The following is a 15234-nucleotide window of genomic DNA, read 5'->3' as shown; positions in this document are numbered from 1 at the left end:
TCATCCGCGAGCCCGGCCGCACCATCATCCGCGACGATGACGGCCGCGCCATCATCCGCCGCGACGAGGACCAGCGCTTCCGCGACCTCGGCTGGCAGGGCCGGGCCGAGCGCCGGGATGGGGAGACGCGCACGGTCTTCGAGCGCCCCGACGGCACGCGCATCGTCACCGTCACCGACGATCAGGGCCGGCTGATCCGCCGCAGCCGCATCGGCCGCGACGACCGCGAGGTCGTCATTATCGACAACACGCTGCGGGACCGGCCGGGGCGCTTCGCCGACGATGTCGTGGTGCTGCCGCCACCGCCGCTGCCGATCCCGCGCGAGCGCTACATCGTCGATGCCGAACGGGCCGACGAGGACCTGATCTACGAAACGATCATGGCCCCGCCGATCGCGGCGATCCCGCGGCGCTACACGCTGGACGAGGTGCGCTATTCCCCGGATCTGCGGGCCCGTATGCGCAGCGTCGACATCGACACGATCAATTTCGATACCGGCTCCTGGCAGGTGACGCCCGACCAGGCGCAGCGTCTCGCGGTAATCGCGGATTCGATCCGGCGCGTGCTGCAAAGCTCGCCGAACGAGGTCTTCCTCGTCGAGGGCCATACCGACGCCGTCGGTTCCGACGTCGACAACCTCTCGCTCTCCGACCGCCGGGCCCAGTCGGTGGCGGAGATCCTGACGCGCGACTTCCGGATCCCGCCGGAGAACCTGACGACGCAGGGCTATGGCGAGCAGTATCTGAAAGTGCAGACGCAGGGCGCCTCGCGCGAGAACCGGCGCGTCACGCTTCGGCGCATCACGCCGCTGCTGACCGGCCAGAGCCGCTGACCGGCGCTCCAGCCCGGGAACGGGGAACTTCGGCGGAGGCGACGGAATGGCGACGGCGTTCAGCTTTGCGCAAGGCTTGGCGCCTAGACTGCCGGCCATGAACGATGCCGCAGCGATCGCCCAGAACCTCGTCTCGATGCAGGCCGCCTCGACGCAGCAGGCATTGAGCATCGAGATGATGCGCCGGAATGCCGAGGCCGAGCGCGGCCTGGTGACCATGCTCCAACAGAGCGCCGAACAGACGCAGGCGCTCCTCCCCGCAGGACAGGGACAGATCGTCGACCGCACGGCCTGACGATTTTCGCATGCCGGATGCGCCCGGCCGGCTTCCTTTGCCGGTTGCGTCCCACCGGGCGAAGCCCTAACCTTGGAACCGTTCCGAGGGGTGCTCGCAAGGGCTGAGATGGCGATGAGCCGAACCCGTCGAACCTGATCCGGGTCATACCGGCGGAGGGACTGGAACGCGGGCTCGGCTCGTCCTCGCCCGCAGACAGCGACTGGACCGCTTCCAAACCCGGATCTCCTGACCTGGACCAAGGAGGAGATCCCGCATGAACGCCCATACCAAGCCGCAGAAGAACAGCGTCAAGACCGCGCCGCAGAGCGTGACCACCGGGCCGATCATCGGCTCGCGCAAGATCTATGTCGCCGCCCCCGAGCACCCCGAGATGCGGGTGCCTTTCCGCGAGGTCGTGCTGACCACCGATGCCGAGCCGCCGGTGCGCATCTACGACCCCTCCGGCCCCTATACCGAGACCGATGCGAAGATCGACCTCAATGCCGGCCTGGTGCAGCCGCGCCGCGCCTGGCTCGACGCCCGTGGCTTCGAAACCGTGCCCGGCCGCGCCGTTACGGCCGCCGACAATGGCCATATCAGCGAAGCGCAGCTCGTTCCGGCCTGCCCGGCGCAGCGCCCGATCCTCGAGGCGAAGCCCGGCCAGATGGCGACGCAGTACGAGTTTGCCCGGGCCGGCATCGTCACCCCCGAGATGATCTATGTCGCGCATCGCGAGAATCTCGGCCGCGCCGCCATGCTGGAGGGCGCGAAGGAGCGCCATGCCGACGGCGAGAGCTTCGGCGCGAGCGTGCCGGAATTCGTGACGCCGGAATTCGTCCGCGACGAGATCGCACGCGGCCGCGCCATCATCCCGGCGAACATCAACCATCCCGAGCTGGAGCCGATGGCGATCGGCCGCAACTTCCTGGTCAAGATCAACGCCAATATCGGCAATTCGGCCGTGACCTCGGGCGCGGCCGAGGAGGTCGAGAAGCTGGTCTGGGCGATCCGCTGGGGCGCCGACACGGTGATGGACCTCTCCACCGGCCGCAACATCCACAACATCCGCTCCTGGATCCTGCGCAACTCGCCGGTTCCGATCGGCACCGTGCCGATCTACCAGGCGCTGGAGAAGGTCGGCGGCGACCCGATCAAGCTCGACTGGGAGGTGTTCAAGGACACGCTGATCGAGCAGGCCGAGCAGGGCGTCGACTATTTCACCATCCATGCCGGCGTGCGGCTTCCTTACGTGCCGCTCACGGCATCGCGGGTGACCGGCATCGTCTCGCGCGGCGGCTCGATCATGGCGCGCTGGTGCCTGGCGCATCACAAGGAGAGCTTCCTCTACGAGCGCTTCGACGAAATCTGCGACATCATGCGCAAATACGACGTCTCGTTCTCGCTCGGCGACGGCCTGCGCCCCGGCTCGATCGCCGACGCCAACGACCGCGCCCAGTTCGCCGAGCTGGAGACGCTGGGCGAGCTGACGCAGGTCGCCTGGAAGAAGGGCTGCCAGGTCATGATCGAGGGCCCCGGCCATGTGCCGATGCACAAGATCAAGGAGAACATGGACAAGCAGCTCAGGGAGTGCGGCGAGGCGCCCTTCTATACGCTCGGACCGCTGACCACCGACATCGCGCCGGGCTACGACCACATCACCTCGGGCATCGGCGCGGCGATGATCGGCTGGTATGGCTGCGCCATGCTCTGCTACGTCACGCCGAAGGAGCATCTCGGGCTGCCGAACCGCGACGACGTCAAGACCGGCGTCATCACCTATCGCATCGCCGCCCATGCCGCCGATCTCGCCAAGGGCCATCCTGCCGCGAAGATCCGCGACGACGCGCTGTCGCGTGCGCGCTTCGACTTCCGCTGGGAGGACCAGTTCAACCTGGCGCTCGATCCGGATACGGCGCGGGAGTTCCACGACGAGACGCTGCCGAAGGACGCCCACAAGGTCGCGCATTTCTGCTCGATGTGCGGGCCGAAATTCTGCTCGATGAAGATCACCCAGGACCTGCGCGCCGAGGTGCAGGCGATGAGCGAGAACGAGCGGGCCAATCTCGAAGCCATGGCGGCCGAGGGCATGGCGGCGAAGTCGAAGGAATTCCTCGACAAGGGCGGCAGCATCTACCTCCCCGCCGCCGAATGAGCGCAATGGCTGAAGGCCTCGACGCGCCAGGCGTCGCGGCCGTGCTGAAGCGGGTGGCGACACGCCACCCGCGCGTCCACTGCCTCACCAATACGGTGGCGCAGAACGTCACCGCCAACATGCTGCTCGCCTTCGGGGCCATCCCCTCGATGGCGAGCCACCCGGAAGAGGTCGCCGCGATCGCGGCCGGCGCCGGCGCGATCCTGATCAATCTCGGCACGATCAGCCCGGAGGGCGAGCGCGCCATTCCGAAGTTGCTCGATGTCGCCCGCGAGCGCAGCATTCCGCTCGTGCTCGATCCCGTCTTCGTCGAGCTTTCGCCGCTCAGGATGCGGCTGGCGCGGGACATCCTGCGACTTCCCGGCGTGACGGTGCGCGGCAATGCGGTCGAGATGGCCGCGCTCGACGCCGCGATGGCGCAGGCGCAGGACGTCCTGCGTGTCACCACCGGCAGGATCGACCAGATCGAGGGCCCGGGCCGCAGCTATCGCATCCATCACGGCCATGCCCTGATGACGAAGGTCACCGGGCTCGGCTGTGCCTCCAGCGCGCTGGTCGCGGCTTGTGCGGCGGTCGAGCCCGACCCCGCCGTCGCAGCCGCGGCGGCACTGACGGCCTATGGCATAGCCGCCGAGATCGCGGCCGGGCGGGCCGCCGGTCCGGGCAGCTTCGCGATGCACCTGATCGACGCACTGGCCGGCCTGGATCAGGCAACGCTGACGGAACGGATGACTTAGATCATCGCTGGAGCATCGAACTTTCCGAAGCTCTGGGAAGCCAGACCGGGGCCTGGCGCTACTGCGTCGGAGTCAGCGAAAGCGGCGCGGGCTTCGGCGAGGCCGGGCGCGGCTTCTTCGGCTTGGGCGCCTGCTTCGCTTCGCCATGGAGCCCGAGCCGCGCCCGCAGCTCGGCGGCGCGCGCCTCGGTGATCCGCGCGGCGCAGAAGCCGTACTGCCCCTCGCGCTGGAAATCGCGGCAGGTCATCTCCCGCTCGCCCGAAAAACCCGCCTGCTCGCGGGCGAGCGTGCGCTCATCGACGGCGTTCGCCTTCGCGGCCAACGTGCGATAGCCGTCGCGCAGGGCGCGCTCCGCGGCGCCGCGGGCCCGCTCGATCGCCTTGGCCTGAGCTGCGACGGTCGCGAGGTCGGGGCCCCAGAGGCCACGCGGATCGACGCGGCATTGCGCGGCCTCCACGACGCAGGGCTCGGTCGGCTCGACCACCAGGAATGCCCCGTCGAGCACATCGAAGACGAGCGGGCAGACCGGTGCCTCCAGCCGGTAGCGCGGCACGCCGGCCGGCCGGCCCAGCGCCGTGACCGGGATGGGCGCCTCGCCCAGGGACACCGCGCAGGGCTCGACCAGATTGGCCGATTGGTAGCCATCGAGGCTGAGCTTGAGCCCGTAGCCGCTGCCGAGCTTCTCGAAGCTCGCGGCGCCGTGATTGCCGTTGTGATGCAGGGCCTTGCCGAGAATCGCCTCCTCGCCGGCGATTTTCAGCGCCGGCAGGCTCGGCTGGCGCGGCGCGGCAGGGGTGCCCGCCGCGGGTGGGGCGGCCTGTTGGGTTCCGGGTGCGTTGAAGGGCTGGGCGCCCGGCAATTGCAGCGGCTGCGCCGATGCGGCCGCTCCGGCAGCCGCCGAGAGCAGCGCCGCGAGGCCGAGGACGATGCGCTTGCGTGCTCTCATCGGGTCCATGTCGAGCGAACGGCTTTTTTGAATGATCCGCGCCTCGGGCAGACGCAAGGACACAAAGGCCACACTCCCCCGGAAAGCACCTGCGCGGCCGCCGATGCCGGGGCCGCCCGGCAGCCACGCTCCCGAATATGCAATCCCCGATTCTTAATCGGCTCGCCTGTCTTGCAAGGGCGGGAACACCCTCACTATATACCCCGCCAAGGGGCGGTTTAACCACCGTCAAACGTGGAATGCCGGTTCGTTCGCCGCTTGAGCGGGTGCGGGCCGGTCCATGGGCCGGCAGGTGGCGCGAAGGCGCCGCAGGTCGGCGATCTGCTCAATCGAAAGGGATCCCATCCATGGGTAAAGTCATTGGTATCGACCTCGGCACGACCAACAGCTGCGTCGCAGTGATGGAAGGCACCACGCCGAAGGTCATCGAGAATTCCGAAGGTGCCCGCACCACCCCGTCGATCGTCGCGATCACGGACGATGGCGAGCGCCTTGTCGGCCAGCCGGCCAAGCGCCAGGCCGTCACCAATCCCGAGCGTACCTTCTTCGCGATCAAGCGCCTCATCGGCCGCACCTACGACGATCCGATGACGCAGAAGGACCTCAAGCTCGTCCCCTACAAGATCACCAAGGCCTCCAACGGCGACGCCTGGGTCTCGGCCGACGGCAAGGACTATTCGCCGTCGCAGATCTCGGCCTTCATCCTGACCAAGATGAAGGAGACGGCGGAGTCCTATCTCGGCCAGCCCGTCACCCAGGCCGTCATCACGGTTCCCGCCTATTTCAACGACGCCCAGCGCCAGGCCACCAAGGACGCCGGCAAGATCGCCGGCCTCGAGGTGCTGCGCATCATCAACGAGCCGACGGCGGCCGCGCTCGCCTACGGCCTCGACAAGAAGTCCACCGGCACCATCGCTGTCTACGATCTCGGCGGCGGCACCTTCGACGTCTCGATCCTCGAGATCGGCGACGGCGTCTTCGAGGTGAAGTCGACCAATGGCGACACCTTCCTCGGCGGCGAGGACTTCGACATGCGCCTGGTCGAGTACCTCGCGGAGGAGTTCAAGAAGGAGCAGGGCATCGACCTGAAGAAGGACAAGCTCGCCCTGCAGCGCCTGAAGGAGGCGGCCGAAAAGGCCAAGATCGAACTGTCGAGCGCGGCCCAGACCGAGATCAACCTGCCCTATATCACAGCGGATGCCTCCGGTCCGAAGCACCTTGCCATCAAGCTCTCGCGCGCCAAGTTCGAGAGCCTGGTCGACGACCTGATCCAGCGCACCGTCGAGCCCTGCAAGAAGGCGCTCAAGGATGCCGGCATCTCGGCGGGCCAGATCGACGAGGTCGTCCTCGTCGGCGGCATGACCCGCATGCCGAAGGTGCAGGAGGTCGTGAAGCAGTTCTTCGGCAAGGAGCCGCATAAGGGCGTCAACCCGGACGAGGTCGTCGCCATCGGCGCCGCGATCCAGGCCGGCGTCCTCCAGGGCGACGTCAAGGACGTGCTGCTGCTCGACGTGACCCCGCTGTCGCTCGGCATCGAGACGCTCGGCGGCGTGTTCACGCGCCTGATCGACCGCAACACCACGATCCCGACCAAGAAGAGCCAGGTCTTCTCCACCGCCGAGGACAACCAGAACGCGGTGACGATCCGGGTCTTCCAGGGCGAGCGCGAGATGGCGGCGGACAACAAGCTGCTCGGCCAGTTCGACCTGATGGGCATTCCGCCGGCCCCGCGCGGCATGCCGCAGATCGAGGTGACCTTCGACATCGACGCCAACGGCATCGTCTCGGTGACGGCGAAGGACAAGGCCACCAACAAGGAGCAGCAGATCAAGATCCAGGCTTCGGGCGGTCTCAGCGAGGCCGACATCCAGAAGATGGTGAAGGATGCCGAGGCGAATGCCGCCGAGGACAAGAAGCGCCGCGAGCTGGTCGAGGCCAGGAACCAGGGCGAGAGCCTCGTGCACTCGACCGAGAAGTCGCTGAAGGACTATGGCGACAAGGTCTCCGAGGCCGACAAGGGCGCGATCGAGACCGCCGTCGAGGCGCTCAAGACCGCGCTGACCGGCGAGGATTCCGAGGCCATCCAGGCCCGCACCAACGAGCTGATGCAGGCTTCGATGAAGCTGGGCGAGGCGATGTATGCGGCGAGCCAGGCCGAGGGCGCTGCCGCCGAAGGTGAGCCGGCGACCGAGGAAGCCAAGAAGGACGACGTCATCGACGCCGACTTCAAGGACGTCTCGGACGACAAGAAGAAGAGCGCGTAACCCGCGCTCCTCATCCCGAAGGGATGATTTGGCCGGGCTTGACCCGGCCATCTCGTTCGGGAATGGGGTTGAGCAGGATGGTGACGCCTGACGCGCCATGGCCGGGCCCGAAGGTCCGGCCGTCTTGCGTCAATGGCAGAGGGACAGATCGTTTCGATGTCGAAGCGCGATTACTACGAGATCCTCGGCGTCAGCCGGACCGTGACGGAGGTCGAGCTGAAGAGCTCCTTCCGCAAGCTCGCGATGCAGCATCACCCGGACAAGAATCCCGGCGACAAGGAAGCCGAGATCAAGTTCAAGGAAATCAACGAGGCCTATCAGGTCCTCTCCGACGGGCAGAAGCGCGCGGCCTATGACCGCTTCGGCCACCAGGCCTTCGAGAATGGCGGCGGCGGCGGCCAGGCCGATTTCTCCGACTTCATGTCGGACATCTTCGATTCCTTCTTCGGCGATGCCCGCCGCGGCGGGCCCCGGGGTGCCAACGGCCGGGAGCGCGGCGCCGACCTGCGTTACAACCTCGAAATCGGGCTTGAAGAGGCCTTCACCGGCAAAAACGAATCGATCCGCGTGCCGACCTCGGTCTCCTGCGAGGCCTGCTCGGGCACCGGCGCCAAGCCGGGCTCGAAATCGCGGCAATGCCCGACCTGCGGCGGCCATGGCCGGGTGCGGGCCAATCAGGGCTTCTTCTCGGTCGAGCGCACCTGCCCGACCTGCAACGGCCGCGGCGAGGTCATCGACGATCCCTGCAAGAACTGCCAGGGCGCCGGCCGCGTCACGCGCGAGCGCACGCTGTCGGTCAACATCCCGGCGGGCGTCGAGGACGGCACGCGCATCCGCCTGGCAGGCGAAGGCGAGGCCGGTCTGCGCGGCGGGCCTGCCGGTGATCTCTACATCTTCCTGTCGCTGAAGCCGCACGCGATCTTCCAGCGCGACGGTGCCGATCTGTTCTGCCGCGTGCCGATCGGCCTGGTCTCGGCCGCGCTGGGCGGCGAGATCGAGGTGCCGACGCTCTCCGGCGAGCAGGCGCGGGTGAAGATTCCCGAGGGCACCCAGACCGGCAAGCAGTTCCGGCTCAAGGGCAAAGGCATGAGCGTGCTGCGCTCGCGCGAGGTCGGCGACCTCTACATCCAGGTCGTGGTCGAGACGCCGCAGAAGCTGACCGCGCGCCAGCGCGAATTGCTGGAGGAGTTCGAGCGCGAAAGCTCGCACAGCAACCATCCGGAAACCGCCGGCTTTTTCGGCCGGGTCAAGGATTTCCTCGGCGGGCTCGGCGGTACGGCCTGAACCGCGCCGGACGGAGCATGAAAAAGGGCCGCCTTTCGGCGGCCCTTCTTGTTTGTCCGGGTCAGGCCATCAGACCTTGTCGACGGCGTTCTTCACCGCGTCCTTGCCCTTGCCGAGCGCCTGCTGCGCCTCGCCCTTGAGCTCCTGGGCCTTGCCCTCGGCCTCCCACTCCGGCTTGTTCATCGCCTTGCCGGCGGCCTGCTTGACGTTGCCGGCGGCTTCGTTGGCCATGCCCTTGATCTTGTCGGTGGTGCTGCCCATTGCACGGGTCCTTTCGGTTCTGACGCCGCCATCCGCGGCTTTCGGATGAAGAACCGGCGCCCGGGTGAAAGGTTCCGCTCCTCCTCAGGCGCGTCCGCCGCCGCCCGCGGCCAAAGTGCGAAGCGCAGCGGCCGTCGCCTCGTCCGCCGGGAAGAAGGTTTCCAGCGCCAGCTCCGACAAGGTCACGTCGACCGGCGTGCCGAAGACCGTCGTGGTCGAGATCAGCGACAGCGTCGCATCGCCGAGCCTGAGCTGAAGCGGCACGACGATGGCGGGCTCGGCATTCGTCTCCTGCCGTGCGACTTCTCGTCCGCCGGGATCGGGATAGGCGGCGAGCTCGCTCAGCAGGGCGCCAAGTTGAACGTCGGCCGTCGCCCGGACCTGCTGGCGCAACCGCGCCAACAGGTGCTCCTTCCACACCGCGAAATTCATGATGTAGGGGGCGAGCCCGCCCGGGTGCAGCGAAAGCCGCAGGACGTTGACCGGCGGCCTCAGCAATTCCGCATCCGCCACCAGGCCGAGCAGGTTCGTCACGGCCCCGTTGGCGGCCAGAAGCGTCCAGTGGCGGTCCACGGCAAGCGCCGGATAGGGCTCATGCCCCTTCAGGATGAGGTCGATCGCCGTTCGTGCCGCCTGCAAGGTGGGGTCCTCCAAAGACCGTTCGCGATAGACCGGCGCATAGCCGGCGGCGAGCAGCAGCGCGTTGCGCTCGCGCAGCGGCACGGAGAGGTGCTCGGCGAGCAGCAGCACCATGTCGCGGCTGGGGCGGGAGCGCCCGCTTTCGATGAAGCTGAGGTGCTTCTGCGAAATCTCGGCTTCGAGGGCGAGGTCGAGCTGGCTGAAGCGGCGCAGCTGCCGCCAGTCACGGATGAGCGTGCCGACGGAGGGGGCGTGATGGGTCGTCATGCCGTCAGGCTAGCCGGAGGGACGAGCGGTTCCAATTACCTCCCGCTTAATCGACGCGCCGCCGGGAAGGCGCCAGCATCCTGCCATCGCAACGGCCACGGCCCCACGAAAGCCGAAGCCACGACGAAAAGGAGACTGCCATGTCGACGATCCGTTCCTCCCGCTTCCTGCGCAACGCGCTTACCCTCGATGCCGCCGCCTGCGCCGGCATGGGCCTGCTACTTGCCGGCGGCGCCGACGTGCTTGCTGCTCCGCTCGGCTTTCCGGCCGGCTTCCTGCGTGGGGCGGGGCTCGTGCTGCTGCCCTGCGCCGCCCTGCTCGCCTGGTTCGCGAGCCGCGAGACGCTGGCGCGTTGGGCGGTTCACCTGGTCGTCGGCGTCAACCTGCTCTGGATCGGCGACAGCGTCGCGATCCTGCTGATGGGCTGGTTCGCGCCGTCCGCGCTCGGCATCGCCTTCGTGCTGGCACAGGCACTTGCCGTCGCGATCGTGACGGAGCTGGAGATCATCGGATTGAAGCGTTCCGCCGAGATCCAGGCGCCGTTGCAGGCCTGAGGACCGTCACGCGGTTGTCGCATGGGCTCACTAGCCGACGGTTCTCCTTGCCATTCAGCGGAACCGACCCATGCGCCAGCCCCTCGCCCTCGCGGCTCTCGCTTCGTTGCTCCTCGCCGGAACCGCCGGCGCGGAGCCGCTGTTCAACCGCGTCGCGACCTTCTCGGTGCCGCTAAACCTGCCCGCCGATCGCGACCCCACCAAGAAGACGGTGTCCGAGATCATCGCCGCCAGCGAGGACGGCATGCTGCTCGCCTATACCGATGGCGAGCAGAAGGCGCTCGGCCTCATCGACATTACCGATCCCGCGAATCCGAAGCCGGCGGGCTTCGTGCGGCTCGAAGGCGAATCCACCTCGGTCACCATCCTCGGCGACAAGGCCTTCGTCGCCGTCGTCACCTCCGGCGACAACTTCAAGGAGCCGGCCGGCCATCTCGCCACCGTGGACCTCAAGACGAAGCAGGTGGTGGCGAAGTGCGACCTCGGCGGCCAGCCGGATTCGGTGACGCTGACCAAGGACAAGGGCAAGATCGCGATCGCCATCGAGAACGAGCGCGACGAGAAGCTCAACAAGGGCGCGCTGCCGCAGCTCCCCGCAGGCAACCTCACCCTGATCGGCATCAAGGACGGCGCCATCGACTGCGCCACCCGCCAGACCGTCGACCTCACCGGCATCGCGGCGGTCGAACCGACCGATCCCGAGCCGGAATTCGTGGACGCCAATACCGACGGCCTCGTCGTGGTGACGCTGCAGGAGAACAACCATCTCGCCATCGTCGATTCGAAGACGGGCAAGCTGGTCGCGCATTTTCCCGCAGGCACGGTCGACCTGAAGGCGATCGACAAGACCCGCGACGGCAAGATCAGCCCGACCGAGGAGCTGAAGGGCGTCGCCCGCGAGCCCGACGCCGTGCGCTGGCTCGACAATGAGCGCTTCGTCACCGCCAATGAGGGCGACTGGAAAGGCGGCTCGCGCGGCTTCTCGATCTTCCGCAAGGACGGCACGGTCGAGTTCGATTCCGCCTCCGACGTCGACCATCTCGCGATCCGCCTCGGGCACTACCCGGAGAAGCGTTCGGCCGCCAAGGGCAGCGAGCCCGAAGGCATCGAGGTCGCGACCTACGGCAACGACCGCCTGATCTTCGTCGGGCTTGAGCGCGCCTCGCTGGTGCTGGTCTACAAGGACGAGGGCCCGGGCCAGGCGCCGCGCTACCTGCAGGCGCTGCCGACCGGCATCGGCCCCGAAGGCCTGCTCGCGATCCCGCAGCGCGACCTCTTCGTCTCGGCCTCGGAAACCGATGCCGGCGGCAAGGGCGGCGCGCGTTCGGCCGTGATGATCTACCGCCGCGCCGAGCAGGCCGCCGCCTATCCGACGATTCACTCCGCCGACGAGAACGGCCTGCCGATCGGCTGGGGCGCTCTGTCCGGGCTCGCGGCGGATCACACCGCTCCGGGCAAGCTGTTCTCGATCACCGACAGTGCCTATGCGCCCTCGCGCATCCTCGAAATCGACGCGGCCGCCAAGCCGGCGAAGATCGCGGGCGCGATCACGGTGACCAAGGATGGCAAGCCCGCCGCCTACGATCTGGAGGGCATCGCCGTCCGTGCCGGCGGCGGCTTCTGGCTCGCTTCGGAGGGCAACCCGGAGAAGAAGGATGGTCCGCTCCCCGACCTGCTGCTGCGCGTCTCGGCCAAGGGCGAGGTCGAGGAGGAGATCCGGCTGCCGGAGGAACTGGCGAAGCACGCCGTGCGCTTCGGCTTCGAGGGCGTGACCGTGACCGGCACGGGCGCCGAGGAAACCGTCTGGCTCGCCGTGCAGCGCGAATGGAAGGACGACCCCAAGGGCAAGACCAAGATCCTGTCCTACAAGCCTGCGACCAAGGCGTGGGGCGTGCTGCACTACCCGCTGACCCAGCCGGCTTCCGGGCACTGGATGGGGCTTTCGGAGCTCGTCTCGCTCGGCGACGACCGCTTCGCCGTGATCGAGCGCGACAATGCCTTCGGCGCCAAGGCCTTCAAGACCATCCAGGCCTTCTCGGTGAAGGGATTGACGCCGGCCGCGATCGGTTCCGCCGACATCCCGACCGTCGCCAAGAGCCTGCTGCGCGACCTGACGCCGGACCTGATGAAGGCCGGCGGCTACGGTCTCGACAAAGTCGAGGGCATGACCGTGGACAAGGCGGGCAACCTCTTCGTCGTGACCGACAATGACGGCGTCGACGATTCCTCCGGCGAGACCCAGTTCTTCGCCTTCGGTCCGCTGCCACGCTGAGCCGCCGACGAAAAAGCCCGGATGCACGAGCATCCGGGCAGGCGCCTGGCCACCGATCGACGGCCAGGTGGGAGGAGAGGAACTACCAGCTCGCGAGGACGGCGCCCTTGAAGCGCTCGGCGACGAAGGCCTTGACCTCCGGCGTGTGGTAGGCGGCGAGCAGGGCCTTGACCCAGGGCTTGTCCTTGTCGGCGCTGCGCACGGCGATGATGTTGACATAGGGTCCCTTGGCGTCCTCGCGCAGGATCGCGGAGGCCGGGTCGATCTTCGCGTCCACGGCATAGTTGGTGTTGATCGCGGCTGCGGCGACGTCGTCCAGCGAGCGCGGCGTCTGGGCGGCCTCGATCTCGATGATCTTGAGCTTCTTCGGGTTGGCGGTGATGTCGGCCACCGTCGGCTTGAAACCGACGCCGTCCTTCAGCTTGATCACGCCCTTGTCCTGCAGCAGCAGGAGGGAGCGGCCGCCATTGGTCGGGTCGTTCTGGATGGCGACGGTCGCGCCGTCCGGAACCTCGCTCCAGTTCTTGTATTTCGACGAGTAGATGCCGAGCGGGAAGTTCACCGTCAGCCCGACGGTCTCGATCCTGAAGCCGCGATCCTTCACCTGGTTGTCGAGATAGGGCTGGTTCTGGAAGGAATTGGCCTCCAGTTCGCCGGCGTCGAGTGCCTGGTTCGGCACCACGTAATCCGAGAACTCGATGATCCTGAGGTCGATGCCCTGCTTGGCCAGCAGCGGCTTCACCTTCTCGAGGATTTCGGCGTGCGGGCCGGGCGAGACGCCGATGCGGATGACCTGGTTCTGCTGGGCGAGGGCCGGGGCGGCTGCGCCGAGCGTGAGAGCAAGGCCGGCAGCGAGCGCGGCGCGGCGGTTGAGGAAGATGGTCATGATCGATGGTCCTTTGGGTCGGAAACGGGAATCGCTTTGATCAGCCGTGGCGCAGGCGCTTGTTGAGGCGCCGGGCGAGGCGGTCGCCGATGCTCTGCACGAGCTGGACGAGGACGATGAGGACGGCGACGACGGTCGCCATCACCTCCGGCATGAAGCGCTGGTAGCCGTAGCGGATGCCGAGATCGCCGAGGCCGCCGCCGCCGACGGCACCGACCATGGCCGAGAAGCCGATGAGGCTGACGATGGCAAGGGTCAGACCCAGCACGATCGCCGGCAGCGCCTCCGGCACCAGCACCTTGCGGACGATCTGGACGGGCGTCGCGCCCATGGCGCGGGCGGCCTCGACCAGACCTTGATCGACCTCGCGCACGGCACCTTCGATCAGCCGGGCGATGAAGGGGATGCAGGCGACTGTCAGCGGCACGATCGCCGCCGTCGTTCCGATCGAGGTGCCGGCGACCAGCCGGGTGAAGGGGATGATCGCGACGACGAGGATGATGAAGGGCGTCGAGCGCGTGGCGTTGACCAGGACGCCAAGCGCCGCGTTGAGCGCCGGCGCCGCAAAAAGCTCGCCGCGCTTGCTGGTGGCGAGGAAGACGCCCAGCGGCAAGCCGATCAGCGTGCCGATGCCGGCGGCGACGGCGACCATGCTCAACGTGTCGAGCGTCGCCTGCCCGATCAGGCGGATGATTTCAGGAGACATGGCCGACCACCTCCGCCTTGAGACCGAGATTCCGGAGCGCGCCGAGCACTGCCTCGCTTTCCGGCACGCGTGATGGGATCGAGACAAGCAGGCTGCCGAAGGGGCGGCCGGCGATGGCGTCGATCCGCCCGGCCAGGATGTTGACGTCGACACCGACGACCGCGCTCAGCCGGCTGATGACCGGGGCCGTGGCGTTCTCGCCGGTGAAGGTGACGCGCAGCACGATGTCGTCGCCCGGACGCCCCTCGGCCCGGATGCGGCCCGCGAGATGCGCCGGCACCTCGACGCCGGTGACCGCCTCGACGAAGCGCGCCGTGGTCGGATGCTGCGGGTTGGTGAAGACGGCGAAGGTCTCGCCCTCCTCGACGATCCGCCCGCCCTCGATCACCGCCACGCGATCGCAGATCTCCTTGATGACCGGGATCTCGTGGGTGATCAGCAGGATGGTGATGCCGAGCTCGCGATTGACCTGCCGCAGCAGCGCCAGGATGGCCTTCGTCGTCTCGGGGTCGAGCGCCGAGGTCGCCTCGTCGCAGAGCAGCACCTTGGGGTCGGTCGCCAAGGCGCGGGCGATGCCGACGCGCTGCTTCTGGCCGCCCGAGAGTTCGGCGGGATAGCGCCCGTGCTTGTCGGCGAGCCCGACCAGCGCCAGCAGTCTCTCGACCTTGTCGGCAATGGCCGCCTTCGGCGTGCCCGCGATCTCCAGCGGCAGGGCGACATTGTCGAACACCGTGCGCGATGATAGCAGGTTGAAGTGCTGGAAGATCATGCCGATCTCCCGCCGCCGACGGCGCCAGCCGGCCTCGTTCAGCGCCGTGACCTCCTCCCCCTCGATCACGAGCCGGCCGGCAGTGGCCCGCTCCAGCCCGTTGACGAGGCGGATCAGCGTCGACTTGCCGGCGCCGGAACGGCCGATGACGCCGACGATGGCGCCGGCTGGAACTGCCAGGTCGATGCCGGAGAGGGCGGCCACGGCCTGCTGGCCGCTGCGTCCGGCGTAGGTCTTGCCGAGCCGTTCGAAGCGGATGATCGGCTCGGGAGCCGAAATGGGCCGCGCGCCGAGGTTCAGCGCGTCGGGTTTGACGGGGGCGTTCATCATGTCCTCAGGAGTGCGAATGACGGGGCCGACAGGTGAGGTCGAGCTGCTTCAGAGTGC

14 protein-coding genes and 1 riboswitch are annotated in these 15234 nt (G+C 67.9%); of the genes, 8 read left to right on the top strand and 6 right to left on the bottom strand.

Going from position 1 to position 15234, the window contains the following annotated elements; all coding sequences use genetic code 11:
• From BGO20_RS01710 to BGO20_RS01695, 4 genes are all read left to right on the top strand, one after another.
• On the top strand, positions 1-833 hold an 833-nt coding region (locus BGO20_RS01710; RefSeq protein ID WP_299856368.1), incomplete at its 5' end, for an OmpA family protein.
• A gap of 97 nt (positions 834-930) precedes the next feature.
• A complete protein-coding gene (locus BGO20_RS01705) occupies positions 931-1128 on the top strand; it encodes a hypothetical protein (RefSeq protein WP_291662963.1) in 198 nt (65 codons plus the stop codon).
• A gap of 76 nt (positions 1129-1204) precedes the next feature.
• Positions 1205-1307: riboswitch (TPP riboswitch) on the top strand.
• A 77-nt stretch (positions 1308-1384) separates the two neighbouring features.
• Complete coding sequence (thiC, locus tag BGO20_RS01700; RefSeq protein WP_291662962.1) at positions 1385-3262, top strand: phosphomethylpyrimidine synthase ThiC; 1878 nt, start codon at positions 1385-1387, stop codon at positions 3260-3262.
• A gap of 5 nt (positions 3263-3267) precedes the next feature.
• Positions 3268-3999, top strand: coding sequence for a hydroxyethylthiazole kinase (locus tag BGO20_RS01695; protein ID WP_291662961.1), 732 nt, complete (start codon positions 3268-3270; stop codon positions 3997-3999).
• A gap of 58 nt (positions 4000-4057) precedes the next feature.
• Here the strand turns inward: BGO20_RS01695 and BGO20_RS01690 are convergent, their stop codons facing one another.
• Positions 4058-4945, bottom strand: a complete 888-nt coding sequence (locus BGO20_RS01690; protein ID WP_291662960.1) for a hypothetical protein — start codon at positions 4943-4945, stop codon at positions 4058-4060.
• 347 nt (positions 4946-5292) lie between these two features.
• Here BGO20_RS01690 and dnaK point away from each other — a divergent pair, with 347 nt between their 5' ends.
• The gene (gene dnaK / locus BGO20_RS01685) at positions 5293-7209 is read left to right on the top strand and encodes a molecular chaperone DnaK (RefSeq protein WP_291662959.1); all 1917 of its coding nucleotides are present in this window, start codon (positions 5293-5295) and stop codon (positions 7207-7209) included.
• A gap of 156 nt (positions 7210-7365) precedes the next feature.
• The gene (gene dnaJ / locus BGO20_RS01680) at positions 7366-8493 is read left to right on the top strand and encodes a molecular chaperone DnaJ (protein WP_291662957.1); all 1128 of its coding nucleotides are present in this window, start codon (positions 7366-7368) and stop codon (positions 8491-8493) included.
• 69 nt (positions 8494-8562) lie between these two features.
• Here dnaJ and BGO20_RS01675 read toward each other — a convergent pair whose 3' ends face one another.
• Together BGO20_RS01675 and BGO20_RS01670 are read right to left on the bottom strand one after the other, a co-directional pair.
• The gene (locus BGO20_RS01675; protein WP_291662955.1) at positions 8563-8754 is read right to left on the bottom strand and encodes a CsbD family protein; all 192 of its coding nucleotides are present in this window, start codon (positions 8752-8754) and stop codon (positions 8563-8565) included.
• Positions 8755-8838: 84 nt separating this feature from the next.
• Complete coding sequence (locus tag BGO20_RS01670) at positions 8839-9660, bottom strand: helix-turn-helix domain-containing protein (protein ID WP_291662953.1); 822 nt, start codon at positions 9658-9660, stop codon at positions 8839-8841.
• 140 nt (positions 9661-9800) lie between these two features.
• On the opposite strand from BGO20_RS01670, the gene BGO20_RS01665 reads away from it, so the two are divergent.
• Together BGO20_RS01665 and BGO20_RS01660 are read left to right on the top strand one after the other, a co-directional pair.
• Positions 9801-10214 (top strand): hypothetical protein, encoded by a 414-nt coding sequence (locus BGO20_RS01665; protein ID WP_291662951.1) that lies wholly within the window; start codon positions 9801-9803, stop codon positions 10212-10214.
• A 70-nt stretch (positions 10215-10284) separates the two neighbouring features.
• Positions 10285-12486, top strand: coding sequence for an esterase-like activity of phytase family protein (locus tag BGO20_RS01660; RefSeq protein WP_291662949.1), 2202 nt, complete (start codon positions 10285-10287; stop codon positions 12484-12486).
• 82 nt (positions 12487-12568) lie between these two features.
• Here BGO20_RS01660 and BGO20_RS01655 read toward each other — a convergent pair whose 3' ends face one another.
• Genes BGO20_RS01655 through BGO20_RS01645 form a run of 3 tightly spaced genes read right to left on the bottom strand, consistent with a single transcriptional unit; the run spans position 12569 to position 15174 of the window.
• Positions 12569-13372 carry a MetQ/NlpA family ABC transporter substrate-binding protein gene (locus BGO20_RS01655; protein ID WP_291662947.1) on the bottom strand — a complete coding sequence of 268 codons (804 nt, stop codon included), beginning with the start codon at positions 13370-13372 and terminating at the stop codon, positions 12569-12571.
• Between the two features lie 40 nt (positions 13373-13412).
• The gene (locus tag BGO20_RS01650; protein ID WP_291662945.1) at positions 13413-14078 is read right to left on the bottom strand and encodes a methionine ABC transporter permease; all 666 of its coding nucleotides are present in this window, start codon (positions 14076-14078) and stop codon (positions 13413-13415) included.
• Positions 14068-15174, bottom strand: a complete 1107-nt coding sequence (locus BGO20_RS01645) for a methionine ABC transporter ATP-binding protein (protein ID WP_291663494.1) — start codon at positions 15172-15174, stop codon at positions 14068-14070. The genes BGO20_RS01650 and BGO20_RS01645 overlap by 11 nt, the downstream gene beginning before the upstream one ends.
• Positions 15175-15234: the final 60 nt, after the last annotated feature.

It is taken from the genome of Allobosea sp. 67-29, from assembly GCF_001898115.1.
Classification (GTDB): Bacteria; Pseudomonadota; Alphaproteobacteria; order Rhizobiales; family Beijerinckiaceae; genus Allobosea.
Note: the sequence above shows the minus strand (reverse complement) of the source record. Positions and strands in the feature narration are given on the sequence as shown.